19 protein-coding genes are annotated in these 26,040 nt (G+C 54.8%); 1 reads left to right on the forward strand and 18 read right to left on the reverse strand.

Features of this window, described 5'->3' with window-relative positions:
- Nucleotides 1-208 precede the first annotated feature (208 nt).
- The 15 genes from SACSAC_RS24540 to SACSAC_RS24610 form a co-directional block, all read right to left on the reverse strand.
- A complete protein-coding gene (locus tag SACSAC_RS24540) occupies nt 209-1,726 on the reverse strand; it encodes an extracellular solute-binding protein (RefSeq protein ID WP_037291068.1) in 1,518 nt (505 codons plus the stop codon).
- Nucleotides 1,727-1,775: 49 nt separating this feature from the next.
- Entirely contained in the window at nt 1,776-2,654 is an 879-nt protein-coding gene (locus tag SACSAC_RS24545; protein WP_037291070.1) for a carbohydrate ABC transporter permease, read from the reverse strand.
- 38 nt (nt 2,655-2,692) lie between these two features.
- Nucleotides 2,693-3,673 carry an ABC transporter permease gene (locus SACSAC_RS24550; RefSeq protein WP_084778594.1) on the reverse strand — a complete coding sequence of 327 codons (981 nt, stop codon included), beginning with the start codon at nt 3,671-3,673 and terminating at the stop codon, nt 2,693-2,695.
- 319 nt (nt 3,674-3,992) lie between these two features.
- A complete protein-coding gene (locus tag SACSAC_RS24555) occupies nt 3,993-5,684 on the reverse strand; it encodes an AraC family transcriptional regulator (RefSeq protein ID WP_156951092.1) in 1,692 nt (563 codons plus the stop codon).
- A 212-nt stretch (nt 5,685-5,896) separates the two neighbouring features.
- Nucleotides 5,897-6,931, reverse strand: a complete 1,035-nt coding sequence (locus SACSAC_RS24560; RefSeq protein WP_084778598.1) for an ABC transporter substrate-binding protein — start codon at nt 6,929-6,931, stop codon at nt 5,897-5,899.
- 209 nt (nt 6,932-7,140) lie between these two features.
- Entirely contained in the window at nt 7,141-8,118 is a 978-nt protein-coding gene (locus SACSAC_RS24565) for a hypothetical protein (protein WP_051507391.1), read from the reverse strand.
- Nucleotides 8,119-8,231: 113 nt separating this feature from the next.
- Complete coding sequence (locus SACSAC_RS24570; protein ID WP_037291071.1) at nt 8,232-10,169, reverse strand: FtsX-like permease family protein; 1,938 nt, start codon at nt 10,167-10,169, stop codon at nt 8,232-8,234.
- Nucleotides 10,144-10,914: an ABC transporter ATP-binding protein gene (locus SACSAC_RS24575; RefSeq protein ID WP_037291072.1), complete on the reverse strand. Its 771-nt coding sequence runs from the start codon at nt 10,912-10,914 to the stop codon at nt 10,144-10,146. The genes SACSAC_RS24570 and SACSAC_RS24575 overlap by 26 nt, the downstream gene beginning before the upstream one ends.
- A 68-nt stretch (nt 10,915-10,982) precedes the next feature.
- A complete protein-coding gene (locus SACSAC_RS24580; protein ID WP_037291073.1) occupies nt 10,983-12,017 on the reverse strand; it encodes a sensor histidine kinase in 1,035 nt (344 codons plus the stop codon).
- Nucleotides 12,014-12,733, reverse strand: coding sequence for a response regulator transcription factor (locus SACSAC_RS24585; RefSeq protein ID WP_037291074.1), 720 nt, complete (start codon nt 12,731-12,733; stop codon nt 12,014-12,016). Before SACSAC_RS24585 ends, SACSAC_RS24580 begins: the two co-directional genes overlap by 4 nt.
- 166 nt (nt 12,734-12,899) lie before the next feature.
- On the reverse strand, nt 12,900-14,420 hold the full coding sequence (locus SACSAC_RS24590; RefSeq protein ID WP_037291075.1) for a beta-N-acetylhexosaminidase: 1,521 nt from the start codon (nt 14,418-14,420) through the stop codon (nt 12,900-12,902).
- Nucleotides 14,421-14,644: 224 nt separating this feature from the next.
- Complete coding sequence (locus SACSAC_RS24595) at nt 14,645-16,381, reverse strand: glycoside hydrolase family 13 protein (protein ID WP_051507392.1); 1,737 nt, start codon at nt 16,379-16,381, stop codon at nt 14,645-14,647.
- 180 nt (nt 16,382-16,561) lie between these two features.
- A complete protein-coding gene (locus tag SACSAC_RS24600; RefSeq protein ID WP_037291076.1) occupies nt 16,562-17,545 on the reverse strand; it encodes an SMI1/KNR4 family protein in 984 nt (327 codons plus the stop codon).
- A 137-nt stretch (nt 17,546-17,682) separates the two neighbouring features.
- Complete coding sequence (locus SACSAC_RS24605; protein ID WP_037291077.1) at nt 17,683-19,419, reverse strand: SulP family inorganic anion transporter; 1,737 nt, start codon at nt 19,417-19,419, stop codon at nt 17,683-17,685.
- A 173-nt stretch (nt 19,420-19,592) separates the two neighbouring features.
- Entirely contained in the window at nt 19,593-20,387 is a 795-nt protein-coding gene (locus SACSAC_RS24610) for an alpha/beta fold hydrolase (RefSeq protein ID WP_037291078.1), read from the reverse strand.
- A gap of 149 nt (nt 20,388-20,536) precedes the next feature.
- On the opposite strand from SACSAC_RS24610, the gene SACSAC_RS24615 reads away from it, so the two are divergent.
- The gene (locus SACSAC_RS24615) at nt 20,537-21,442 is read left to right on the forward strand and encodes a LysR family transcriptional regulator (RefSeq protein ID WP_037291079.1); all 906 of its coding nucleotides are present in this window, start codon (nt 20,537-20,539) and stop codon (nt 21,440-21,442) included.
- A gap of 116 nt (nt 21,443-21,558) precedes the next feature.
- Here SACSAC_RS24615 and SACSAC_RS24620 read toward each other — a convergent pair whose 3' ends face one another.
- The 3 genes from SACSAC_RS24620 to SACSAC_RS24630 are packed head-to-tail and all read right to left on the reverse strand — an operon-like array spanning nt 21,559 to nt 26,004.
- On the reverse strand, nt 21,559-24,240 hold the full coding sequence (locus SACSAC_RS24620; RefSeq protein WP_037291080.1) for a glycoside hydrolase family 2 protein: 2,682 nt from the start codon (nt 24,238-24,240) through the stop codon (nt 21,559-21,561).
- Nucleotides 24,241-24,273: 33 nt separating this feature from the next.
- Nucleotides 24,274-25,113 (reverse strand): carbohydrate ABC transporter permease, encoded by an 840-nt coding sequence (locus SACSAC_RS24625; RefSeq protein WP_051507393.1) that lies wholly within the window; start codon nt 25,111-25,113, stop codon nt 24,274-24,276.
- A gap of 3 nt (nt 25,114-25,116) precedes the next feature.
- Entirely contained in the window at nt 25,117-26,004 is an 888-nt protein-coding gene (locus SACSAC_RS24630) for a carbohydrate ABC transporter permease (RefSeq protein ID WP_037291081.1), read from the reverse strand.
- Nucleotides 26,005-26,040 lie beyond the last annotated feature (36 nt).

Here is a 26,040-nt window from a genome sequence, read left to right on the forward strand (position 1 = left end):
CCCCTTTTCCGATTTTCCTCTCTGTCATCGTCTCCCATTTTAAGGGAAAGCGTCTTCAAACCGCAACAGCTTCCGAAATCGGCGCATGACCGTTCCGGAAGCATTGCAGGCATGAAAGGCCGTTTTCGTTCAATTATGGCTATGACCGTCGCAAGATCCCCAAATCCGGACCAGTCGCGCATCGCGTTTTTCGCGGCCTCCGCTTTCTTTACGAAGCCGCTTGACGTTGCGCGTAAGCTTCGTTCAACTCCTCCGTAATCTTTTGCAGATCCGTATTGGTCTTCAGTTTCTCGACAAAATCATCCCACGCCGATAAAGGCAGCTTGCCGAGCACGATCTTGGTTTTGATATCCTGAATATCTTTGCCGAGCTCCGGTCCGGCCGATACGTTCGTTTCCGAATACAGCCCGATCGCTTTGTCCGGCATGCTGATCTTCGCGCGTTCGTCGATAATCTGCTTGTTGCGCTCGAAAACGTCCTGCGGCATGCCGCTGCGGTAAGCGCGAAGATAAGGGTCGTATTGGATAAAGACCTGTCCGAGCGCCTGCGAAGCGACGATATCCGCTTTGGCTTGTTCGGTCACTGTTTTGATCCCGTTTTCCTCGTCGTAATGCACGCCTTCCAGGCCGTAGCTCGCCAGCGTCCCGCCTTCTTCCGACGCGCCGTAGTCCATCAGCTCAAGCAGCTTCTTCATCTTGTCTTCCGGCACGCTTTTCGGAATCAGGAACATCCCGAAAAATCCGCCGTCTTTGTTCACGTAGCCGTTCATGGATACAAGAGGCAGGAAGTCGGCGTCCGGGTTGCTTTTGCGCTGGGCTTCCGTCGGTTCCCAAGCCGCTTCCACCGTATTTTGCGAAGCGCCCGCGCGGCCCGCGTTCAATTGGTCTTTGGTCTGGCTTTCTTTGAGCACGGCTAAATCTTCGGAGATCAGGCCGTCCGCGTACGCGTTGCTCAGCCACTCCAGCGCTTCGCGCATTTCCGGCATCAGATTGACATTGACCAGTTTGCCGTCCACGTCTTTCCAATCTCCGTTATTTTGGGTAAACGCGCTGACGATGCCGGAGTAGGTGCCCATATTGCTTTGCGTAACCAGCCCCGTGAAGCCGATTGTATCGTCCTGACCGTTGCCGTCCGGGTCGTCTTGCGTAAACGCGCGCAGCGTCTCGTACAGTTCATCGGTTGTCTGCGGCACGTCCATACCCAGATTGTCCAGCCAGTCTTTGCGCAGGAACAGGAACGATCCGCCGTCGACCGGACGCACGCGCGGGATGCCGTAGTTTTTGCCGTCAGCCTGCTTCGTGTTGATCCAGGATTCTTCGGGGAATTTTTTGAGATTCGGATAATCGTCGAGATAAGGGGTCAGATCCCAGAAAGCGCCCTGCTGCACCATCGTGCGAAGCTGCGCCGAGAACGCGTCGTCGACCAGCATCAGGTCCGGCATATCGCCTGAAGCCAACGTCACGTTCACCTTGTCTCCGTAACTGTTCGGCGATACCCAGGTGATATTCAGATCGGTGTTGGTGCGCTTTTCGAACTCCTGCACCACGACATTGTCCGGGCCGGGCGGTTCGGGCGTAAAATACATCGACATAATGCTGACCGGCAGCGGACTTCCGTCTTCCGGCACGCCCGACGCGGAATTGCTATTGCCGCAAGCCGCTGTCAATAGCGATAACGTTGTAACGGCTGCAAGAATCGCCTTCATTCCCGTTCCTTTTTGGCTCATGCTTCAATCTCCCCTTTATATTCATGATGATTGTCGAGTGCGAATTTCGTTATTCCTTGACCGAACCGACCATGGCGCCTTTGGCGAAGTGTTTTTGCAAAAACGGATAAACCATCAGGATCGGCACTGTCGCGATGACGACCGCCGCCATTTTGAGCGTTTCCGAAGGAATCTGCTGCTCGGCGGTCATCTCGGCGGCGGCGGTTCCTCCCGAAGCGGTGGACGAGTCGATCAGCATGTTTTGCAGCAGGACCTGAAGCGGTTGTTTGTTAAAATCGTTGATATACAGCAGCGCCGTGAAAAAGGTATTCCAATACGCGACCGCGTAAAACAATCCGAACGCGGCGAGAGACGGCAGCGACAGCGGCAGAATGATGCGCCACCAGACGCCGATATCGTTGGAGCCGTCGATCCGCGCCGCTTCCTCGAGACTCGGCGGGATACTGTCGAAAAAGCCTTTCATCAGCAGCACGTACCATCCGCTCGTCAGCACCGGCAAAATGAGCGACCAGATGCTGTTGATCAAATGCAGGTCGCGAATCAGCAGGTACGGCGGGATGATGCCCGGATTGAACAGCGTCGTCAGCAAAATCAGCAGCAGGATAAACCGTCGTCCTTGCAAGCGTCTTCGCGACAGCGCGTAAGACAAGCAGGACGTGACCAGCAGGCTGAGCGCCGTGCCGACCGTCGCCAGAAACGCGCTGTTGCCGATCGCCCGGATAAACGCGTCGGTCGACAGTAAGTATTTATAGGAGTCCAGGCTCCATTTTTGCGGAAAAAGAGTGGCTTTGTTACGGATAAACTCCGACGGATCGGTAAACGAGACGACCAACACGTAATACATCGGGAATAGCGTCACCAATCCGATCACGGTCAACAGCAGCATATTAACCACGTTGAACGTCCGATCCCCTTTATGTTCGACCATTCTTTCTCTCCTCCTTTCGCTTCATGCCCGGCAAATGCTCAATACACGCCGTCCTCGCCGAACTTTTTCGCCAGTTTATTCGCTCCGATGACGAGAATCAGACCCACGATCGACTTGAATACCCCGACCGCCGTACTGAAACTGAGTTGGCCTTGCTTGATGCCGAGCCGGTACACGTACGTGTCGAACACGTCGGCGACGTCGGAGACCGCGCCGTTCATCATCAAAAACACCTGCTCGAAGCCGACGTCCATAATATGACCGATCCGCAGGATCAGCAGAATGATGATGACCGAACGGATGCCCGGCAGCGTGATATGCCAGATCTGGCGGAATCGTCCGGCTCCGTCGATCTTGGCGGCTTCGTTGAGCTGCGGATCGATGCTCGCCATCGCCGCCAAGAACAGCACCGTGCCCCAACCGGCGTCTTTCCAGATCGACTGTACGGTCAGCAGCCCCCAAAAGTAATTCGGATTGGTGAGAAAATCAATCTTGCCGAATCCGGCGGCGGCCAGCAGTTGATTGATGATCCCTTCGCCCGTCGACAGCAGCAGGAACGTGATGCCGACGATGATGACCCACGACAGGAAGTGCGGCAGATACACGATCGATTGAATCGTCTTTTTTAATTTGGTGCCGCGCAGCTCGTTCATCATGACCGAGAGCAGAATCGGCAGCGGGAAAAAGAAAATCAGCGACAATAGATTGATTGCCATCGTGTTGCGGAACAGAATGAGGAAATCAGGATTCGAAAAGAAACGTATGTAATGCTCGAAGCCTACCCACTGACTGGCCCACATGCCTTGATACGGCGAATAATTTTGGAACGAGATCAGAATTCCCCACATCGGCACGTACTTGAATAACAGGAAAAAGACGATGCCCGGCAGCGCCAGCAAATACAGGTAGCGGTCTCGCTTGATACCGTTCCATACGCTTCGTCTGCGTTTTGCGGCCGGACTTTCTTTGTATGCGGTTTCAATTTTGCTTCCGCCGGCTGCTTCGGTTCGGGATGCCATGTCCTTTCCACCTCCGTCGTCTGGTTTTCCGCCCTGCGATTTGGAGCTTTCGAAGCGGTTACCGACAGCATACGCAAGCGCCGGATTTCCGGCAATCGACGCTTTTTGCGCGGGGAAGTCGGTAGGCAGCAAGGCGTGGAAGCATAAGGCTTCAGGGAAATGCAAACATGAAAAAAGCCCGGATTTCCGTCATGAAAAGCACGAATTTCCGGGCATTGACTTTTTTTGCAGAGGTACGAAAACAGCGTAACAGTACGGAAACAGACGACTTATCCTTAAAAATTCTGCTTACGCAGCCTTAACCGTGCACACAACCCGATCAATGCCATAAACTCATCACATCCCGAATTTTCCTGCTATGCGCAAGCACCCCGTAATTCATCCAAGCAAAAAAGTCCATCTCATGCACGCGACCTGCTTGTACGGCAGGCAACCGTTTCCAGCATGGATGATTCAACAGTTGACGTTCGTCACCCGCTTGGCGGTTCTCCGACTTGTCGAACACGATGAAGAGATGATCGGCTCCGAGCAACGCCAGCTCTTCCGGATTCAACAACCGATTGCGTTGACCCTGCGGCAAGCGCCGAACCATTTCCGGCGACTTCAATCCCAACGCTCTATACAATAAGGGACCCGTATAACCGGACTGCTCCGCATAAAGTATAATCGACCGGGCGGTAATGCGCAGACAAGCGACGGTGCCTCGGGAAGCCGCCCCTCCCGGGACAGCTGCCAAGCGCGATTTTGCTTCTGCCGTCTCCTCTTCGTACCGACTTAAAGCTTGTTCGGCCGCAGCTTCGCGGCCGAACAGGGCAGCCGTTCCTCGCAGCTTGTCCGACCATGCTTCACCCGGTTGTTCCAACAGAAAACGCGGGGCGACGCCGGATAGACGATCCAGGCTCCAACGCTCGAAGCCGTCGTCGAACAACAGCAGTTCGGGCTTCAGGCGCGAGAGGTCTTCGCGCGTGCCGTTCGCGACATCGAATGCCGGCACTCCGCCGAGCGGCAGATATTCCTGCACGCCCCAGGCACGGTGGCTATACTGCGCAATCGGCATAATGCCCAGCGCGAGCAAGGCATCTTCGAGATACGGCGCGAACACGCGCACTTCCTGACGCTGCAAGCGCCGATAACGCCCCGGCGATAAACCGGAGAGCTGCTTAAAGCGCCGACTGAAATAATACTCGCTGCTAAAGCCGATTCGCTGAGCGATCTCGCTCAACCGATCTTCGGTCGCCGACAGAAAATGTTTGGCTTGCCTGATCCGAATCTCGTTCAAATAATCGAGCGGAAGCTTGCCCGTGAGGTCTTTGAACAACTGCGTGTAGGCCCAACGCCCGATGCCTGCCGAAGCAGCGAGTGCTTCAACGGTCAGCGATTCGCGATATTCAGTCTCCATCCGTGCTACGGAACGCTTCACGGCTTCGCGACTGTCCGTTCGATCGGATGTCATTGCGGATATGCGATTCGTTCCGGCTCCTTTTTCGACTGCGACCCAAGAATGCTCTTGTCGGCGACGAACAGCAGCCAACAGCAGCTCCTGAAACGCAATTTGCCGTTCCAACGCCTCTGCCGCTCCTGGATGCTCGCGAATTTCATGCAAGCGCCGTGCCCGCTCCGCGCAAAACGAAAACGGCGAAAAATCCAATACACCGCTGAATGGCAATGCCGTATCCGGCGGTACCGGTCTTCCGTCAGCACCCAACATACAAAAGCGCAATCGGTAAAACGACAGCCCTACGCCCTTTTCCGAACAAGCCGTTTCAGTGTCGAGACGATCCTCGTGCCGGAAAACATTGGATTGCTGCGGCTTTTTTCCGCTTAAAAGGCCCACCAGCAAACGACCTGCCTGAAGCGACCAAGTCTGCCCCTCAAGCTCTACCGTTCCGTTTCCCTGGATAACGACCCACAGTTCCGCTTCGTTTCCCTTATATTCAAACTCTGATTCTTCAAAACCGATTTCTTCATACCGAATGTCCGTTAACATATATGTACAAGGCACACGCTCCACTCGCCAGCCCACCTTTTGATGATAATCGTTCTCACTCAAGTCTGGCGCTAGTATACTCCTTTCCGGGCTATACGGCAATCGGTTGGAGGGAATTGCGTTTGCTGCTTAACTATTGTAGGTTCAACACAAAAAACAAACCACCGAGAGTACCCCGGCGGCTTGTTTGTCCGTTGACTTTACCCCTTTTCAAAAATCCTGCTCATCGTATCCGATTAAGGAGCCAAATTCTTCATCACGTCTTCAAACTTCATCAGATTGGCTTGGATGCCGCCGGACTGCCAATAGGAGCGCTCCACCTTGTAGACATGGCCCTCCTGCACGGCTTTGAGCGATTGCCAGATCGGGCGGTCCAGGATCTTCTCGGCTTCTTTGTTCTCGTCCGAATCCCAATCTCCGCTGGCCGGAAAAATGAAGATATGGTCCGCGTCAAGATCGGCCAATCCTTCTTCGGAAATAATCTGCTGGAAGTCTTCCATATCGCCGACTAACGGATGCGGAGTCAGTCCCAGTTCACTGAAAAGCGAACCGGTAAACCGATTTTTGATCCCGAACAACGCCATCGTTTTCTCGCCGCCGTTCAACCGCACCACCGCAACGGTCTCGTCGCCCACGCTTTCTTTCAGCTTCGCTTTGTCGTCCGTGACGGTCTGTTCGTACTTCGCCAGCACCTCTTCGCCTTTCTCGGGAATGCCCAGCGCGTCCGCCACGGCTAGCAGTATCTGTTTCGAATCCTGCAACATGCTTTCCGGCAGTCGGTAGGTGGGAGCGATTTTCGAATACGTCTCGTACGCGGCTTGATCGACGCCGCCGTCGACCATGATCAGATCCGGCTGCTGCGCAAGCAAAGCTTCCGGACTTCCGCTGATGTCGAACCGCGGCACGTCCAGGCTCAAATAATCCTGAATGCCCCAGTTCGGATGATACCACTGCACCACGGGTTCCACGCCGAGCGCCACCATATAGTCTTCCAGATAAATGCCGGCCGGACGCTTGGGATGAGCGGGAATGGTCACGTCTCCGAATTCGCCTTTCACCACGCGAGTGTCGCCTTCCGCTGCTTGTGTATCGCCTTCGGCGGAGTTTGTTTGCGTGTCCTTTTCTGTAACCACCGTCTGCGCAGCCGTCGTATCGTCCGCCGCTGCGGTTTCCGTTTTCGCGTTGGCTCCGCAGCCCGCAAGAGCCGCTCCGAAAGCCAAAATCAACGCTAACACGCTTGTCTTGATCTTTGTCGATTTTCTTTGTCTCATTCCGTATATCCCCCAATTGAGTTTCATTCTCATTCGCCTGTTCCTCATTCTAGCTGTGACTTTTGCGGGACACAATGCACATCGGGGGCAATCTTTTTGCACAAATGGGGTATTCATGCGATGATGCGAAAAAGCACAGCATAAAAAATCCCGATCGCGCACGCATGCGGCAATCGGGATCACGCTGTGCATGAGGCCGTTTCGACTTCTTACTCGTCCAGTTCGCTCAACAAAAAGGCGTACAGCTTGCATTCTTCGAACAACAGCAACCTTTCGCCTCGGGCGTCGTTGGTTACGGTTTGAATTCGCTCGCCATTTTCTTTGACGAAAACGATCTCTTCTCCCGGAATCAACCGCCCCGGTTCCTCCTGACGCAACAGCGTGTAACGGTCGTGTTCGTGGTAGCCGTTGTCCATCAGGAAACGGTAACCGTCGGTCACGATCAAGGCCGAGCCGGATCGGTTCGGATCGAGGAACGATACGTTGGGGCGATCCGCCGGACCGGACAGAGCGCACAGCTTGAAGTCCGCATAATAATAAACCCAGACTTGTTCGTCCGATACCACGTTCAGCGCATAGCAGTCCGCAATATCCGCTTCGCTATTCGTGAATACGCGAATGCCGTTGCGATCCCAGGCGATCAAGCCGCTTTCCCCGACCGGCCGTTCCCAACCGTAATTCCCGAATACGCCCTCATCGAAAAAGCTCGTCCAGATCAAACCGCCCGGCGTCGTCTGCACGTCCTGAATGCCGTCTCCCAGCAAAAAGCGCCGCTGCGGCCGGCCTTCGTGACTGAACACGGCGGCGTTTAAATCATAATTGTCCCGCCCGTAATAATAGCAGCGGGCACCGACCAACAGCAGCTCTTCGCCAAGCGGCTGAACATAGCTGTAATGGAACGTCTCGCCTTCGATCAGGATCTCCCGCACGCGGGCTTCGCCATCCCCTTTTTCTGCGGGCAAACGAAGATCGACGATCAACACTTTATACGTCGGACTCCGCTTCAATTCGGTCTGCATGAACGCGCCTCGATCGCGCTCCGGCACTTCGTCGATCAGCAGGAGATACGCTCGATCCTCATATCCGAGCTGGACCGACACCATGTTCCAGCCTTGCAGTTTTTCGGCCAAATCCGTCACCGGAAATGCCATAATTCGACGCAGACCCGTCGCTTGCTTGTTCTTCATTTTCTGTTCCTCCGTTCGCGGGCGCCTTTTGGCAGGCAGGGTTTATTGTCTTCTATTGTGTACCCGCAAACGGGACGTGAACAGGAGGCAAGTATGGCGGTTCGCAAAAAAAGCTACACCATCACCCGTTTCAACCGGCTCAAGTATCGGCTTCTGACCAGCAGGAAGTATACCGCTTGGGCGATCAGGAAAGCCGAAGACGTCATCAGCACGGGCTTGATGATTCCGCGTACGCTGATCATCGTCAAGATCGGGTCCAACACCACGAAAGTCTGGATCGCGGATACCAAGATCGGCACGAAAAAGAGAATGGCGATTTGCAGCGTGGCCGATCGTTTCATCTCGCCGATGCTGAGCCCCGTTTTGGACAAAGACCGGTACATGTCCGCGTCCCTCGACAATTCGGCGTGCAGTTTGAAGTACAGGAAACTGGCCGACGACAGCGAGAACATCAACGCGACGAAAGCGCCGATAAAACTGAATACCGACATGAACTGCAAGCCGCTCAAATAAGAAGCGCCGCGGCTCGAAACCAAGCTTTCGAACGGCTTTTGTCCGCCTTCCCGCCCTTGACTCAGGCGTACGAGTTCGTCACCGATCCGGGCTTCCTGGCCGTTCGGATCGAAAGAGGCGGCGTCCCAAGCGGGAATCCGATAATACGCCTCGATCGTTTTGAATGCTTTTTCAGCAGCTTCCATTTCCCGGTACGCTTCGTCTGGCACAACCAGCAGGGGCAACCACTGGGCTTCGCTGAATACCGGTCCGCCCGCTGCCGTTTCGACTGCGAGCGGCGTATCGACGCCTTCGAATTTCCACCGTGTTCCGTTATCCGGAGCATTTTTCCAGACGAAGCCGTCCGGCATCAACAGCAAAGCGGACGACTTCGAGTCGTTCGGGTAAGCAGGCGTCTGCCAGTCGGATACGACTTGGCTGTAATTGTCGGCGGATACGGCATAAAGGCTCCGTTCGTCCGGGTCGTTTTCCAGTACGGCATTCACTTTCGCGACTTCCGTGATCTCGTACTCCAAGCCTGCGCTCCGCAGCGTATCCGCGATGATTCGTTCCTCTTCCTCCCTATGCTCCGCGTCGCGGTAATAACTGACTTTAAGCCCGTAAGGGTCGTTCGCGTACGACTCTTTCGCCTGCTGCGAGAGCGCCACCGCGAAACCGGCGCTCATCGACGCCACCGATGTGACTACCGTGACGAGGAACAGCATTCGGGCATTATCCTTGATTTTGTACGCCAGCTCCGAGATCCACAGCAAATTGGTTCCTTTCCAAACGAAAGCGCGACTGCGCTTGAGCATACGCATGCATGCGACCGAAAGCTGCGAATAGAAAAAGTAGGTTCCCGCGATACCGGTGCCGGCCGCGACGAAAATCGAAGCGGGATTCACTTCATCCGTGCGCAGCGCGAAATATCCGGCAGCAAGCAGGGCGATGCCGAGCAGCACGAGCCAGATCGATGCTTGCGGCTCGCTTTTCGGCTTGGCATTTCCTTTGATCAGTTCCAATACGCGATGCTTGCGCACGAACAGCAGCGTCAGCACCGAGATCGCGAGGAACAGCAGCGCGAACGCGCCCGCCGTCAGCAGCATCGCTTTAAGCGGCCAATAGAACGGCAGCGTCTCCTTGCCGGCGATTTGCGACGCCAGCAGCAGGAACAGCTTGGACAGCAGCAGGCCCGTGCCGATCCCGCTGACGATCGCCCCTGCGCCGATCATCATATTTTCCAGAAAAACAAGTCGATTCAGCTGCGAAGGCTTGGCGCCGAGCATCAACAGCAGCCCGAATTCCTTGTTCCGCGACTTCAAAAAAACGCTGATCGAATACAAGACAAAGAAAAACGCGAAGATAAAAATAACGTACTCCGCCGCCTGCATCCCCGCCTTCGCCATCCGATGGATCTCGCCGGACACAATCTGCGGATGAAAAATAAACACGGCGAACGAGAAGAAGATCATCACCATAAACGCGCTGCTGAGGAAATAAGCGAAATACGCCCGCGCATTGCGCTTTACATTGTTATACGCGAATCGAGGAAAGTTCATGCGCGTTCCCTCCCCAGAAAGATAACGTATCGATAATTTTTTGGAAAAAGGCTTGCCGGCTTTCTCCGCGATGAATTTCGGCCGCCAGACGTCCGTCCTTGATAAACACGATCCGGTGGCAGTAGCTCGCCGCCTGCGGGTCGTGAGTAACCAGCATGACTGTCGTCCGTTCGCGCCCGTTCAGGCTTTCCAGCGATTCCATGACGATCCTCGAAGCATTGGAATCCAGCGCGCCTGTCGGTTCGTCCGCGAGCAAGATCGACGGATTGGTAATCACCGCTCGCGCAATCGCCGTACGCTGCCGCTGCCCGCCCGAAATCTCGTAAGTGCGGCTGTTCAGAATTTCCGCGATGCCGAGCCGGTTCGCGATCCGGTGCAAGCGTTCGTCCATTTCTTTCAGTTTCATGTTGTCGAGCGTCAGCGGCAGCACGATGTTTTCTGCTACGGTGAGTGTATCGAGCAGGTTGAAGTCCTGAAAAACGAAACCCAATTCGCGGCGCCGGAATTTCGCCAGCTCGTTGCGTTTCATCGCGTACGGGTCCTGTCCGTTGATCTTGACCGTGCCGGAGCTCGGCGTATCGATGGTGGAAACCATGTTGAGCAGCGTCGTTTTCCCGCTGCCGGAAGGTCCCATGATCCCGACGAATTCGCCCTGCGCGATCGTCAGATGGATATCCGTCAGCGCTTGGGTGGATACTTTGCCGGAATAGACTTTGTTCAGGTTCCGTGCTTCCAAAATGTTCATGCGTTTCTCCCCTTTCCCTTTGCTTCCCAGTCTAAGCGAACGCGCGCGGGGACAACCATCGATTCTTCTTAACGCCGCCTTACATCTTCGTTAAGGTTATGTTCGGAAAAAGCGGCAGCCGCTTCGCGGAACACGATCCGCACCGTCGTTCCGGTTCCCGGCTGCGATTCCAACTCGACGCCGTGATCCAGATTCCGGCAAATTTCGCTCACTAGATAAAGCCCCATTCCCGTCGATTCTTTGTACTGCCGTCCTCTCTGCCCGGTAAAATAAGGATTGAATACCCGGTTGAGGTCTTCCGGCACGATGCCGATCCCTTCGTCCGAGATCTCAAGGACCTGATTCGCTCCCCGGCGGTAAGCCCGAATCCGCACCTTTTTGCCGACGCCTTCGGTATAATGCGCCGCATTGGTCAAAATTTGTCCCAAAATAAACCGCAGCCATTTGCGGTCAGTGTAGACTTCGGTTTCTTGGTCGATCTCGATAACGGGCGAGATGCGGCGTTTGATGAACAATCGGCGCTGTTCGGCCAGCGCTTCGCGAACAGGCACGGCCAGAACAACCCGTTCCACGGCCAGATCCTGTTCGAACCGTTCCAGGCGAGAGGTGTAGATCACCGTCTCCAGACCCTGGCGCAGCCGATCCAACTCCTCGCAGACGCTGTCCGCTAAATCTTCGTCTTCGATCTCCTGCGCGGACAATTGCAGCACGGACAGCGGCGTCTTCATCTGATGCACCCAGCGTCCGATAAACGTCACGTGCCGCTCCATCGCGCTGCGGCGCGCCGCAAGCTCTTCCTCGTATTCGCGGTCGTAGACGCGGATCATCCCCGCGACCGCCTCGGCCAGCGGCGCTTCGCCGAGCGTCTCCAACCGTTCGCCGCGCGGCACGGAAGGATCGGCGAGGCGCCGGTACATGCGCCGCAGCGTAATACAGCGATAAGCCAGGTAACCGGCCAGCGCCGCCGTGCTCAGCAGAAGGCCGTACAGCATGACGGAAATCGGCCGATTTTCCCCGCTGAGCCAATAAAGCAGCGAAACGAGCAGCGCTTGCAGCATAAAAAAAGAGATGAGCGGAATATGCTCGCGCCAAAAAAGCTTCATGGCTCGCGGCCCGCTTCGTTCTTTTCGGAGTCAGGCACGCTTAATACATATCCGGCTCCCCGAACCACTTCGATGCTGGCCGTCGCGTCCAATTCTTTCAGCTTTTTGCGCATCCGGGCGACGTAGACGTTCAGCGTGTTGTCGTCGATGAAATGATGATCTTCCCACATCAGCCCCAGCAGGCGGTCGCGGCCGACCACCCGGCCTTCCCGGCGCATCAGCGCGTCGATCAGCAGCGTTTCCTTCTGGCTCAGCTCGGCCGACCGCTCCCCGCAGACCAGCGACAGACGTTCGGGATACAAAAGAAGTCCGCCCGCCTCCACCTTTTTCTCTTCCGGCCCGGCCGCGTATTCGCCGTAAGCCCGGCGCAGATGGCTGCGGATTTTCGCGAGAACGATCTCGTAATGAAACGGCTTGGTGATATAATCGTCCGCTCCGTTTTCCAAAGCCATCACCTGATCCATCTGCCCTTCCCGCGCGGAGATAAACAAGATCGGACACACGGACTCCGCCCGAATCTGTCGACACCAGTAAAACCCGTCGTACTTGGGCAGGTTGACGTCAAGCAGTACAAGCTGTGCTCCCGATTCGCGAAACGTCTCCGTAATTCGTTCAAAATCTTCCGCCACTATAGCAGGGTAGCCGTATTTTTCAATATTCAAGCGAAGCAGTTCTGCGATCTTGGGATCGTCTTCGACAATCAGAATGGTATACATGTTGAGGTCCCCTCTTACTTTGGTTTAACTTCCTTATGTAGACGACATGAAGCTTCCTTTTCCACGCAAAAAGCGGCGAATAGCTCCGACAACTCGGAAATTCGCCGCCTTAGTTCATCTAACTTCAATCGTTATTTGGAAGGCATGCGTCAACCTGCTTCGGTCTTCACTTTTCCAATCCCACGGAGCGGCAAGCCTTCGCAAATTCCTGATACGTCGCATACCGTCGCTCGCCTGTCCAGGCTTTCTCCGCCATGGCGCGCAGCGGTTCGCGAATGCCTGAAGCGACCGCCTCCACCGTCTGCATCGTGGGCTTGTCGGACCAGACCGAGAAAGAGCAGCCCAGCAGTCCGGTCGGGAAAGGGGTTGTCCATTCCTGCGGCTCGCCTTCGGCAATTCTCGGCAGCACGCCCGGACTCCAGCCTTCGTATACCTTTTCCCCTGTTGGATATTTGTAACCCGCATGCTCGCCGAGCACATAATAGAAGAACGCATCGTTGAAATTGATTAGCTCGTGGCCTTTGTCCAAGAACGTCTGCGCGAGCGCCATTTTCCGATCCCATTTTGTCCAATAGGTAATCTGCACCGACGTCTTGAACGCCACCTTCTGCTCCAAGCCTTCGCGGTATAAGCCGTCATTCCAGACACGCACCGTAAAGCCTTTTGCTTCCAATCGCTGCGCAACGTTGTTCAGATAAGCGACGTAGGCGTCCACGCCCGTTCCGCCTTCGATTCCCAGCTTCTCGCGCGCATGCCCGCCGAGCTGCGGATAATCGTCAAACTTGCTGAATTCGATGAATTCGTCGCCGCCGATATGGAAATAAGGGCTGTCCGCGAACAGTTCGGCATACTCGTCGACCAGATCCATCACGAAGGCCACCGCCTCATGGTTCGTGATATCGAGCGCGCCTTTGGCGATTTCTCCGGCCTTGTTTTTAAGCAGCCATTCCGGACGATTGCGCAGCGCCCAACCCAAATGTCCCGGCGAATCGAGCGAAGGAATCAGCGTAATGCGATGTCTGCGTGCTTCCTCAATAATCTCCCGGATCTGCACCTTGGTCAGGTAACGCTCCGACATCACCTCGGGATGGCGTTCGCTCTCGAAAGTAAAGCCTTCATTTTCGGAAAAATGCAATTGCAGCGTATTCAGCTTCAGCTTGGACATCTCCCGAATCCGTTCCAAAATCCATTCCTGCGGATAAAACTTGCGCCCGATATCCAGATGCAGCGCGCGTTCTCCCATGATCGGTTCGTCCTCGATCGCCCCATAAGCCAGTTCGCATTCCGTCGAAGACAGCAGTTGATGAACGGTACGCAGCCCATACAAGGCCGAACGAGCGTCGGAGGCGATCAGTCGGACATACTCCCCGATCTCCAAACGATACGCTTCGGAATGCGTCGTACCAGGAACCGTTCCCAGCTCGATCAGCAGATCGCCCGATTTCGCTTCACGCGGCAGGCCGAGCCTTGCCGGAGCCGCAAAAACGCCCAGTTCCGCGAATGCAACGCGCAGCGTCTCGGCGGCTTCCAGTACGCCGTGCAGCTGACTTTCGTCCGCTGAGGCCGATTCCTGTCGGGATACGAGCAACGCGGAATTGGCTTCGGGTCTCCAGCGTCCTTCTTCGGTTTTTAAATGTCGCCTGGTTCCGGGTACTGTAACGCTTTCATAAGCTTGTATGTTATTCATCTTTTCACCTCTTGGATTGGGAATGGATGACTCTTTTCCGTTAGTATAGCGCTTGATCGGGAATTTTCCAAAACTGTTTTCGGGAAGATCCTGTTCGTGGGGGAAGCATGGGGCTGCGGGAGAAATTCGCCGTGTAGCTTCGTTTACAGTCAAAACCTTTTGGAAGACGTTGAGCCGTCCCTGAATTGGGACGGCTCATACGAAAGGAAAAGTTTAGTTAAGGATTAGCCGAGTTTGAAAACGAAATAGGCGTAAGGAGCCAATTCGGCGGAGCCTCGGGAAAGGTCCTTTAATTTAGATTCGTCGGAGCAGATGGCGCAGTCGGCGTCGCTTAAGCGTGCGCGAACATCGGAAGGAAGTTCGACCTGCGTTGCGGTACGGGAGAAATTGAGCACGATCAGCCAACTTTCTTCGTCGGTTTCGCGCAGGTAGGCGTAGATGTGTTCGTGGTCGTCCAGGATCGGTTCGTACGTTCCGAGCGTCAGGGCCGGATGATCGCGGCGCAGGCGGATCATTCGGCGATAAAGATTCAGCACGGAGTGCGGATCGTTTTCCTGCTCGGCGGCGTTGATTTCGGATTTGTTCGGGTTGATGCGCTGCCAAGGCTTGCCTGTGGTGAATCCGGCGCCCGCTTCGTCGTTCCACTGCATGGGCGTTCGGCTGTGGTCGCGGTTTTTTTTCAGCACGCGGCGCAGAATCGTCTCGGGGTCTTCGCCTTGTTCATTGACCCTTTGGTTGTAATAGGCCAGCGCCTGCTGTTCTTTGATATCTTCGATCGTGTTGAAAAAGTGCGCGTTCGTCATGCCCAGTTCTTCGCCTTGCAGCAGGTTGGGCGTGCCGCGCAGGGTCATGAGGAAAACGGCCAGCATTTTTGCCGATTGTTCGCGGTGGTTCACGTCGTCGCCCAGATAGGAAACCATACGCACATGGTCGTGATTGCTGAGGTACAGACCGATCCAGGCTTCGTCATGCAGGTCTTTGAGCCATTTGCGCATGATGTCTTTGAGGTGGCTCAGCTTCCACGGCTTGGACTGCCACATGTCTTGCGGATCATCGCAAATTTTGGACGCTTCGATCATCAGGATCAGATCCAACTCGCGACGTTCCGGCAGCGTATATTTTTCGACGTCTTCCAATTCGACTTGCGACGATTCGCCCATGGTGAACACTGGGTATCGGGAAAATACGCGGTCATTCAATTCACGCAAATATTCATGAATATGCGGGCCGTTTTTGTAAAAATGCTCGCCGCTGCCTTGAAGCCGTTCCGTATCGTCGGTATCGGGGAAGCTCATGTCTTTGGACAGCACATTGGCCGTATCGACCCTGAAACCGTCCGTTCCTTTTTCCAGCCAAAAATCCATCGCATTAGCCATTTCTTCTCGCACCTTCGGATTGTCCCAGTTCAGGTCCGGTTGATGGGCAGCATACGTGTGGAAATAATACTCGCCGCTTTCTTCATCCAGCTTCCAGGCGGAGTCGCCGAGGAACGACGTCCAGTTGTTCGGAGGATTTCCGTTACCGTCTCCGGCTCGCCAAATATAGTAATCCCGATAAGGATTGTCTGGGCCCTTCAGCGCTTCTTGGAACCACGGGTGGTCACTGGAGGTATGATTCGGAACGATCTCCATCACCAGACGAATCCCTCGATCATGCAGCGCTTGGAGCAATTCGTCGAAGTCTTCCATCGTCCCGTATTCGGGATGCACTTTCCGATAATCGATCACGTCATAGCCATAATCCCGGTTTGGAGAATCGAAGATCGGGGACAGCCAAACCGCCGTCACGCCGAGGTCGGCAATATAATCAATCTTCTCTAAAATTCCTCGCAAATCGCCGATCCCATCCCCGTTACTGTCATTAAAACTGCGAACATAAATTTCGTAAACGATATTTTCTTTCCAGTGCATATCCGTTTGGAGTTGCTTCATTGACTGGGCTGCATCTAGTTGTTTGGACATGTTGTGCCTCCTTATGAAAACGCTGATTCGACAATAGTAGAGCCTGAATTGCCGACTATGTATGTTCTATTACCCAAAAAACGTAAGTAACTATTATCTTTTCTCGGACGAAAAGATTTCAAAAATAACCAACACAAAAAAGGCGTACTTTCCATAGCGAAAAGTACGCCCTACCCAAAGCTACAACGATCCACTATATTCCGCTGCCCGCCGAAGAATCTCCTCGCGGTATCCTTTTTCAAAAGCAAGGCCATGATCAGCCGCTACCTCGACGATCCTGCCGCTTTTAACCCGTTCATCCAGCCAATCGGACACGAAGCCCGGAGCATAACCCCCTGTCGAAAAAGCCCCTCCCGGACCGAATACCAACATTTTGTCATACGCAGCCAGATAATCGTCTCGTTCAACGGCTCCTTCCGCATTCGCGTACAAAAGAAATTCCAAGTCATACATCAGATGGGATTGGGGATCGGCATGCAGAGCAAAGAATCCTTTCTCCTCAATGATCGACTCGGCCAATCGCCTGATCGTCTGTTCCGCTTGCGGAAAGATCGAATCTGCCGAGACGCACAACTGCTGAAGCAGCGGCGTAAACGGAGCATGGCGCGCTTTTTCCAGATCGAACTGCTTGTCGTCTTCCGAAGTATCATAGACGTCTTCGTGCACAAGTCCGCGAATAAAGGCCTCAAAATCCGAAGCCAAAAAAGTACGCACCGGTTCTTCCCCTTCTCCGACTTCCACGTCCACATGAATGACCTGCGGCTCGCCTTCAGGTCCGCACTGACTGTAGTCGAACATGATCGCGTCATGTCCGGCCGAAGGGCATTCGCCGAATACGATGCCGATGTCCGGATATCCCCAGTTGTCGATCATATGGCGACTGCCGAGCGAATCCGAATCGATCCCCCATTCTCCTCCGATGCCGCAGATCGCGCTAATCGCGACATAGCCGTCGTCTTCATCCATCGGAAAACAAACGTTGACCGGGCTGCCGCCGTTTTTGGTACGAATCAGTTCAATATATGATAGGGGCAACTTGTAACCGAGCAGGCGTTCCGTTTCCGCGATCCGCTCATTCGTCACTTCTTCAGAACTGGTATATCCGTCGTATTCATCCCAAAAATTAGTCAAATCAAAGTCCTGAAAATAAGTACGTTGCGACAAGTCTATTCCTCCATTCGTCAAGTTTGCTTGCACGCCCTAATTCTGCGACTTTTTCTTATCCTATTCAGTGTACGCGAAATAAGGCCTGCCGGGTAAAATAAGATACCCGACAAGCCTCGCTATTCGAGAGCGATTCTTTATGAAGCACTTTCCTCGCTGGATTTCCCGCATAACGCCGTACACTCGCGGAAAGCCGCAGCCCGGCAACCCGCACAGCCCGCTACGCTAACGTGTCGGGACAATGCAGCATCGATCGCTTCTCCCGTATGCGCAAAGCAAGCCTGTTCGCCCAATTCCGCAAGCAATCCCGTCTTTTCCAACATTCGGCGCGGCTGCGATTGAAGACCGGAGAGCAGCAATGTCCCTCCCGAAGTCCGAACCCGCTTCAGCAAACCTTGCAGCGAAGCTTCGCCGGAAGCATCGATCAACGGCACGCCGCCCATACGAAGGAGCAACGTTTGCGAAGGGTCGTGGGAAGCCATAAACTCAGAAGTCTCGAACGGATTCTTTACCCCGAAAAACAAAGCCCCGCGTACATTGAAAATCCCGAGCTGCGGACAGTCGCTTTCGGCGGTGACGCGTCCTGTCGACACTTTGCCGTGTCGGCTGTCGCGATCCGGCAGCACTTTGTCGAGCCGTTGCTCCTCTGCCATCCGTTTGACAAACAGCAATACGGCCAAGGCCAGACCTACTTCGACCGCAGTCGTTAATGTCGTGAACACGGTCAACGCGAAAGTCACGACCAGCACGATCGAATCGCTATTGCGAAGTTTGAACAGCTTGGCGAACGGTTTGCGCTCGCTCATATTCCAGGCCACGATCATAAGGATCGGAGCCATGGCGGCAAGGGGAATAGCCGAAGCGTACGGCGCGAGCAAGACCAGCACAAGCAGCACGACCAAGCCGTGAATGATTCCGGCCAACGGCGAGACGGCTCCGTTTTTGATATTGGTTGCCGTGCGCGCGATCGCTCCGGTTGCCGGAATCCCGCCGAACAACGGAACCGCCATGTTCGCGATCCCCTGCCCGATCAACTCGCGGTTGCTGTTATGCCGGGAGCCGCCCATGCCGTCTGCGACCACGGCGGACAACAGCGATTCGATGCCGCCGAGCAATGCAATGACAACAGCAGGGCCGATCATTAGACGCATGTTTTCCCAAGATAACTCCGGCAGTCGGAACGAAGGCAGAGACGCCGGAATATTGCCGTAAGCCGAGCCGATCGTCGCCACTTTTCCGTTCATGAACAAGACGGCGACAAGTGTCGACAACAACAGACCCACCAAGGACGGCGGCACTTTAGGCAAGAAACGAGGCACGAGCAATAACGATGCCAAACACACTCCCGCCACGATCACCGCGTAAATATTTAACGTATCGATATGAACGGCCAGTTCCTTCATATTGAGCAGAAAGCTTTCATGCCGCTCCAAGCCGCTCAAACCCAGGAAGTTCCCGATCTGTCCCGCAAAAATGGTCACCGCGATCCCTGCCGTGAATCCGACCGTGACCGGCTTCGGAATAAATTTGATCAAAGTCCCCAGCTTGAATACGCCCATCAGAACGAGCAGAACGCCCGCCATGAATCCGGCAACCAGCAGTTTATCGTATCCGTACTGAAGCACGATTCCGAGCAGGATCGGAATAAAAGCTCCCGTCGGCCCGCCTATTTGGAACTTCGAACCGCCGAGCAGCGAGATTAGCACCCCGGCGATAATCGTCGTATAGATGCCCGTTTCCGGCTTGACGCCCGATGCGATCGCAAACGCCATACCGAGCGGAATCGCGATGATCCCGACGATGCAGCCCGCGATCAGATCCCGTCTCAAGTCGCCTTTTCCGTACCCTTCGAACCTTCCCCAACCCTTGAACATGACGCAGACCTTCTTTTCTTTTTTCTCGTGAACCGACGCTTTCTAACGTAACACAGCAGTCGGAACGGGAATATGAAAAAGATCAACGAGCCAAGCGCGCAATTCGACTCGTCGGCTGCAAAAGATCGGATTCCGGGGTTTGGGATATCGGCCTTGCCTAATCGGAACGTTTTTTACGGCTGCACGAAATCGATGACTTCTTGATTGAATTTTTCTTTTTCTTCATAGAAAGGAGCATGTCCGCTATTTTCGAAACGAACAAGTTTTGACGTCGCTACGATTCCGTGTGCTTCTTCGGCAGCCGGGAACGGACATACTTGGTCGTGAACCCCATGCAGCATCAGCGTAGGCACGCGTATCGTTTCAAGATCGGAGCGAAGATCCTCGCTGCCGATCGCTTTTACCGTTTCGATCGTGGCATGAACGTTCGCCTTCATCCCCATCTGCCATAGCCAGTTTTCGATCCCTTGGGAAGGCAGGGTATGGAAAAATCCTTTAAACATATTCGTCAGCGTTTGCGGCCGATCGGATTGAAGCCCGGCGATCAATCCGTTTACTGCTTCTTCGGGAAGTTTGCTCAACGTCGCGGCTCCGAACAGCATCAATTTGGACACTTTATATCCCTGATGCCTGCCCATATACCTCGTGACAACGCCGCCTCCCATCGAAAATCCGGCCAGCGTAACGTCTTCAAGGCCGAGCTGGTCGATCACCGCCTTGATATCGTCTGCCATGCGATCATAGGTGTACCCGTGCAGCGGATGATCGGAACGGCCGTATCCCCGCAGGTCGATTCCGATAAAACGGATACCGTGTTGAGGCAGTACCGATTGTTGATATTCGTAGATCCGATGATTGACGGGCATTCCGTGCACGAATACGACAGGTTTGCCTTCCCCTGCATCTTCCACGTAAAGAGTGACGTTATCCTCGACCTTGACATAATGACCGTTAGCTGTGTGCAGCATGACGTTTCCCCCTTGAAGAAGTTATTGGCTTACGAACTTCCTCATGCTATCATCGATTTATCCATTTTAAAAACGAAAAAACACGATGGAATCCATTTGTTTTTTCGATACCTGGAAGCTTGCAAGACAAGATATTAGGAGGAAAAATCATGTTGGAGACTTTGGAAGGACGGTCGCTGCTTACTTTTTTGGCCGTATTGGAAGAAGGGAATTTTAGCCGTGCCGCAGAAAAGTTGGGTTATGTGCAATCGACAGTGACTTCGCAGATCCAGCTGTTGGAGCAAAACTGCAATCAAAAACTTTTTCACCGGCTTCCGCGCGGCGTAAAGCCGACCGAAGCCGGCGAACAGTTTGCGCGTTATGCGCGCCAATTCGTGCAGTTGGGCCATTCGCTCGAAGAAGCTTTGGAAAATTTGGATCTTCCTCGAGGCACGATGCGCTTAGGGGCGTTGGAGTCTTTTTTGGTGACGCGGATGTCCGGTTTCATGCATGATTTTTTCACGGAATATACCGACATCAATCTGCTGCTTGAAACGGGGTTTCAAGCAGACATCGTGGATCAGGTCCAGTCTCACGCTCTTGATTTCGGAATCGTGCCGATGGACCCGAAACAAGACGACTTGATTTTCGAACCGCTGATCGACGAAGAAATGATCGTGGTCGCCTCCAAGCACCTGGCCGATCTGATCGAAAACCAAGGATGGGACCATATTTCGGGGATTCAGGTGATCGGTTTCGGTTCCCGATGCGTCTATCACACGGAAGGACTCAAACTATTGAGCGAAATGGGGCTGCCTGCCGGTATTCATTCGAACGGATTTGCAAGTACGGAACTCGTGCGGCAGGTCGTAACTTGCGGACTCGGCGTGGCTCTCGTGCCTAAAATCTCGATGGCGCAAGAACTCGCGCAAGGCAGCGTCGTTCCTCTTCCGATGCCCAGAAAAATCACCTTCGCTCACGGGATCGTCCGGCACAAAAAACGCGTATTGAACACGCCCTCCAAAGTTTTTTACCGAGAAATCGTCGAATACTTCTCGAACGCTTCCGCTCCCTGAAAGCTGCTCCGATTGAAACGCAAAAAGGCGTCGATACGGACATTGGAATCGCTCATGTCCGTATCGACGCCTTTTTACTCTAACCGCTCGGAATCGGATTGCCTGGTGTATTCGTGTTAACGATCCGGATTGCTGAAATGCACGAACGCGATATCCGGATTCGGAGACTGGCGTGCATCGGCCTGCACTTGGTCGTTTTCCGCGTCGAAAACATCCGGGTTCAACGCGGCGCAATCCACGGTCACGATCTTTTCTTCCCCCGGAAAAAGAGGGAAATAAGCGTCGTCCGCCAGCAGCCGGTACCCGTCCGTCATTTCCTGCGGATGCACATGCAGCGCAACGGCCGTCCCGGAATTGACCACGCGGTAACTCCGGCGCCAAAACGGCAGATCGGGTTCCGTCCGTTCGCCGCTGCGATTCCGTACGATCTCCCGCCATTCCCCGAGCGCTTCCGCGTCCAGCTTCGCTCCGGCCGAATCCAGCGCAGAACGGTACGGATGCAGCCGGCGAGCGGAAAAGACATACAGATTATCCGCCTGCGCGGTATCGATTTTCGCTTCCGTGTCTTCCGCGCGCAGCCGCACGTAAAACAAACCGTCGGCCGTATGCGGAACTTCGAAACGAAGCATTCCCAATTCCGCAACGCTTGCCCCGCCTTCATCCGCTTGTTGTTCCCAGGAAGCCAGTACCGCGCCGTTCGTATCCAGCAGCTCCGCACGGACGATCGCCGAAGAACGTTGCGCATCGCGGAAAACGAATATCTCGCCTTCGAACGTTTCCCCGACCGAATAATCCAGCTTGCGGTAATGAAGCGCGGCATGATTCGGCGCGAACGCGTTTTTCACCCAATAATACGCCATCTTCGGCTCCAAGCCGTAATCGATCAGATTGGTGCAGCCGGCATTCGGCCACGGCTCGTTCAACTGCCAGACCAGACTGCCGCTGTTCCTGAACTGCCGCCTCCGGTTCGCTTCCAGAATAAAACGCAATCCTTCGGCCTGCATCCATTGACTGGCGCGGGAAAACTCGGTCAAATCGCGGAATTCGCCGAACATTTCGGTATCGCGATCGTAGGTATCCCACCATTCTCCGTGATGCCGCCAAACGGGATCGTCCCGCATCGAGGTCGGCTTCAAATGGGGCTCGCTCAAATATTTGCGCAGCGTTCGCGGCGAACTGACGCCGTCCACGCCGAATTCGCTGTGAAAAAGATGATCCGCTTCGCCGTACAGCGAATAATGCGCCGGATTGCCTTCGTATTTCCAATGGCCGTGCACGTCGTGGCTGACCCCTTTTTCCCGCGTGATGTACTGCACCGGACCGGAAGCCGACGTCGGCAGGAACAACCGCCCCGGATCGTGTTCGGCGACTAGTTCGCGCAGCATCGCCAGATTGGGGTCCGCAAACGTGGAAGGACGATCAGGCTCGCTCATCAGCTCGTTGCCCCCGCTCCAGACGGCCAGCGAGACGTGATTGCGTTTGGTTCGGAGCGCGTGCTTTGCCGTCTCGGTCAGCTTTTCCAGGAATTCCGGCTGTTTCGAAGGCTCGTTGTCGATGCCGGAACTGGATTGAATAAACTCCTGCCAGACCAGCAGCCCCAGGCGGTCGCACCATTCGTACAGGATTTCTTTTTCGATCAATCCTCCGCCCCAGACGCGCAGCATGTTCATATTGGCGCGCGCGGCGGCTTCGGTCATCCAGACATATTTTTCATTTTCCACGTTACCGTACAGATGGTCCAGCGGAGTCAGGTTCGCGCCGCGAATATAGATCGGAACTCCGTTCACGACGAACGTATACGGCAGCGAATCGTCCGGCGCGCCTTCGTTGCGACGATATTCCAGCCGACGGATGCCGGTACGGTGCGTCTGTTCGTCCAGTACGTCGTCTCCGTCCAGCAACCGAAGTCTCACCGTGTACAGCGGCTGCTCGCCGTACCCGTTCGGAAACCACAGCAGCGGTTGCGGAATGTCCACGATAAGCGAGCCGCGTTCTTGGTTGAAAGGCTGTCGCAGCGTTGTGACGATTTCCCCCGACGGCGAAAAGATCCGCGCTTCCAGCTCGCATGCCCCGAACTCACCGTCAGGGATAAACGCTCCGTCCAAAAGATTCGAGACGCTTTCCGCGTCGGCCGCGCATTTGCGGGAAATCGACGCTTTCACTTCGATGCGGCCCCCTTTTTCGTCCGCGTCGGTGAACAGTCCGATCTCGTCGAAGGAAAAAGGCTCGTGCACGCGCAGGCATGCCTCGTCCCATAATCCGATATTAACGAGCCGCGTCGAAAAGTCCCATTTGTAATTGAAGCGGCTTTTCTGGGTAAACGTCTCGGACGTTTTGCCGATCTGCCCCATCTCGTCGGGACTGTGCCGCAGCACGATTCGCAGCTCCGCCGTTTGCCGTCCCCGCAGCGCTTCGGTCACGTCGAACACGGCAGGCACGAACATGTTGGCATGCTCGCCCAGCGTTTCCCCGTTCACCATCACGATCGCTTCATAATCTAGTCCTTTGCAGACCAGCTCGATTTTTTTGCCCGGCTCGTCCGGTACTTCGAACACCGTCTTGTACACCCACCAACGGTTTTCGACCCACTCGCAGTTCAGGCTGTTCATGTCCCGGTACGGATGATCGATCCAGCCCGCCGCATGCAAGTCTTTATGCACGCCGCCGGGCACGGAAGCGGGCAGCCATTCGGTGACGCCCATCAGCTCGCTCCCGATCTCCATGCTTGTTCCTTTGAGCGGGACCCAGGGCCAGAAGCCTTTGACCTCCCACTCGCCGTTGAGTATGATTTCACGCATGTTTTCCCTCCGATGAATTCTGTCTGTTCGGGTTTATCCTTTAACTGCTCCGCTCGTAACCCCGGCGAAGATGTATTTCTGCAAAAAGAGATACAGCACCACGGTCGGAATCATGATGATCAGGATGGTCGCGCAAATATAGCCCCACTGCGCTTGATTGTTGCCCGCAAACCGCATGATCGCCGTCGAGACCACGACCAGGTTTTGTTTGGGCATGTACAGATAAGGGATATACAGCTCGTTGTAGATATTGATCGTTTTCAAAATGACGAGCGTTACCGTGGCCGGGGCCAGCAGCGGGAACACGATCGTGCGATAAATGCGGAACAAGCTCGCTCCGTCGATCATCGCGCTTTCGTCCAGCTCGTACGGAATATTGCGGATGAATTGCAGGTAGATATAGATCTGAAGAACGTCGGCGCCCACGAACAGCACGATCGGCGCGTATAACGAGTTGAACAGCCCGAGCGACTGGATCATGGAAAACAGCACGACCTGCGTGGTGATGTTCGGAATAATGGACGCGAACAGGAACAGCGCCAGCACGATTCCTTTTCCTTTGAAATCAAGCCTACCCAGCGCGTACGACACCATGGTGCCGAATACGATATTGCCCAGCAGCGAGACAGCGACGATGATCAGCGTGTTCAGGAACGCATGGCCGATATCCGCCCGTTCGTACACGATCCGGAAATTGTCGAAGTTAAAAAAACTTTCGGGCAGTGCAAACGGGCTGGAATTTTCGTTTTCCCGTTTGAACGCGTTGACGATCACCACGTACGGCGGAAACAACACCACGAACGACGCGGCGACAAGCAGCACGTATTTGACCGCTTGGATCGGATCGATCTTCTTTTTGGCGGCGGCATTCATCGGTCAATCCCTCCCTTTGCGTCCCAGCGCGGCGTTTTGCCCCAGCAGGATCAGTACGGTCAAAAGCAGCAGCACGACGCTCATCGCGGAAGCCAGTCCGTAGTTGTTGAATTGGAACGCGGTCTCCGTCGTTTTGAGCAGGAAGGTCTCGCTCGCGCCTGCCGGTCCGCCTTTGGTCAGAACGAAAGGCAGGTCGAATACCGCAAGCGCCCCGCTCAGCGTCAGGAACATATTGAGTTGGATGATGCGCGACAGGCTCGGCAGCGTCAAATGCCAAAGCGACTGGAAGCGGTTCGCGCCGTCGATCCGCGCCGCTTCGTACATGTCGGACGGCAGCGATTGGAGCGCGCCCAGGTAGATGATCATCGTATAGCCGAGATACCGCCATACGCTAACCCCGGCCAATGCCCAGTTGACGATGGCGGCATTGCCGAGCCAGCTTTGCTGAAGGCTTTCCAGTCCGATTGCGCCGAGCAGCGCGTTAAGCGATCCGCCCGTCGTGTCGAATACGTACTGGAACATGAATGCCACGGCGACGCCGTTCATGATATACGGGATAAAAAGCAGCACGCGGAACGCGTTGCGGCCTTTGAGTGTCGAGTTCAAAATAACGGCAAACCCGATCGCGACGATATTTTGCAAAATGCCGCCGACCGCGTAAGGAATCTGATGCAGGAATACGCCGAACAGATCGGGGTTGGTGAACACTTCCCTGTAATTGTCCAAGCCGAGAAAAGACATCCCCGAACCGAGACCGTCCCAGTCGGTAAAGCTCAAGTACACCAGCCTGGCGGCCGGATAATAGGTGAACATGCCGAGCAGCGTTAGCGGAACCAACAAGAACAAGGCCAGCACTATTTTTTTCTGAGCCGGATAAGACAGGCCGCCCATCGTTTTCACTCCTTATTTTTCGCATGCGTCATGCGG

Origin of the sequence: Saccharibacillus sacchari DSM 19268 (assembly GCF_000585395.1) — a bacterium.
GTDB classification, from domain to species: Bacteria; Bacillota; Bacilli; order Paenibacillales; family Paenibacillaceae; genus Saccharibacillus; species Saccharibacillus sacchari.

Coding starts and splice junctions, on each gene's coding strand:
- SACSAC_RS24565 (WP_051507391.1), bottom strand. CDS start 8,118: ATGAAGAACAAGCAAGCGACGGGTCTGCGTCGAATTATGGCATTTCCG.
- SACSAC_RS24595 (WP_051507392.1), bottom strand. CDS start 16,381: ATGTCCAAACAACTAGATGCAGCCCAGTCAATGAAGCAACTCCAAACG.
- SACSAC_RS24625 (WP_051507393.1), bottom strand. CDS start 25,113: ATGAATGCCGCCGCCAAAAAGAAGATCGATCCGATCCAAGCGGTCAAA.
- SACSAC_RS24620 (WP_037291080.1), bottom strand. CDS start 24,240: ATGCGTGAAATCATACTCAACGGCGAGTGGGAGGTCAAAGGCTTCTGG.
- SACSAC_RS24550 (WP_084778594.1), bottom strand. CDS start 3,673: ATGGCATCCCGAACCGAAGCAGCCGGCGGAAGCAAAATTGAAACCGCA.
- SACSAC_RS24605 (WP_037291077.1), bottom strand. CDS start 19,419: ATGTTCAAGGGTTGGGGAAGGTTCGAAGGGTACGGAAAAGGCGACTTG.
- SACSAC_RS24560 (WP_084778598.1), bottom strand. CDS start 6,931: ATGAGACAAAGAAAATCGACAAAGATCAAGACAAGCGTGTTAGCGTTG.
- SACSAC_RS24590 (WP_037291075.1), bottom strand. CDS start 14,420: ATGAATAACATACAAGCTTATGAAAGCGTTACAGTACCCGGAACCAGG.
- SACSAC_RS24580 (WP_037291073.1), bottom strand. CDS start 12,017: ATGAAGCTTTTTTGGCGCGAGCATATTCCGCTCATCTCTTTTTTTATG.
- SACSAC_RS24545 (WP_037291070.1), bottom strand. CDS start 2,654: ATGGTCGAACATAAAGGGGATCGGACGTTCAACGTGGTTAATATGCTG.
- SACSAC_RS24610 (WP_037291078.1), bottom strand. CDS start 20,387: ATGCTGCACACAGCTAACGGTCATTATGTCAAGGTCGAGGATAACGTC.
- SACSAC_RS24585 (WP_037291074.1), bottom strand. CDS start 12,733: ATGTATACCATTCTGATTGTCGAAGACGATCCCAAGATCGCAGAACTG.
- SACSAC_RS24570 (WP_037291071.1), bottom strand. CDS start 10,169: ATGAACTTTCCTCGATTCGCGTATAACAATGTAAAGCGCAATGCGCGG.
- SACSAC_RS24630 (WP_037291081.1), bottom strand. CDS start 26,004: ATGGGCGGCCTGTCTTATCCGGCTCAGAAAAAAATAGTGCTGGCCTTG.
- SACSAC_RS24540 (WP_037291068.1), bottom strand. CDS start 1,726: ATGAGCCAAAAAGGAACGGGAATGAAGGCGATTCTTGCAGCCGTTACA.
- SACSAC_RS24615 (WP_037291079.1), top strand. CDS start 20,537: ATGTTGGAGACTTTGGAAGGACGGTCGCTGCTTACTTTTTTGGCCGTA.
- SACSAC_RS24575 (WP_037291072.1), bottom strand. CDS start 10,914: ATGAACATTTTGGAAGCACGGAACCTGAACAAAGTCTATTCCGGCAAA.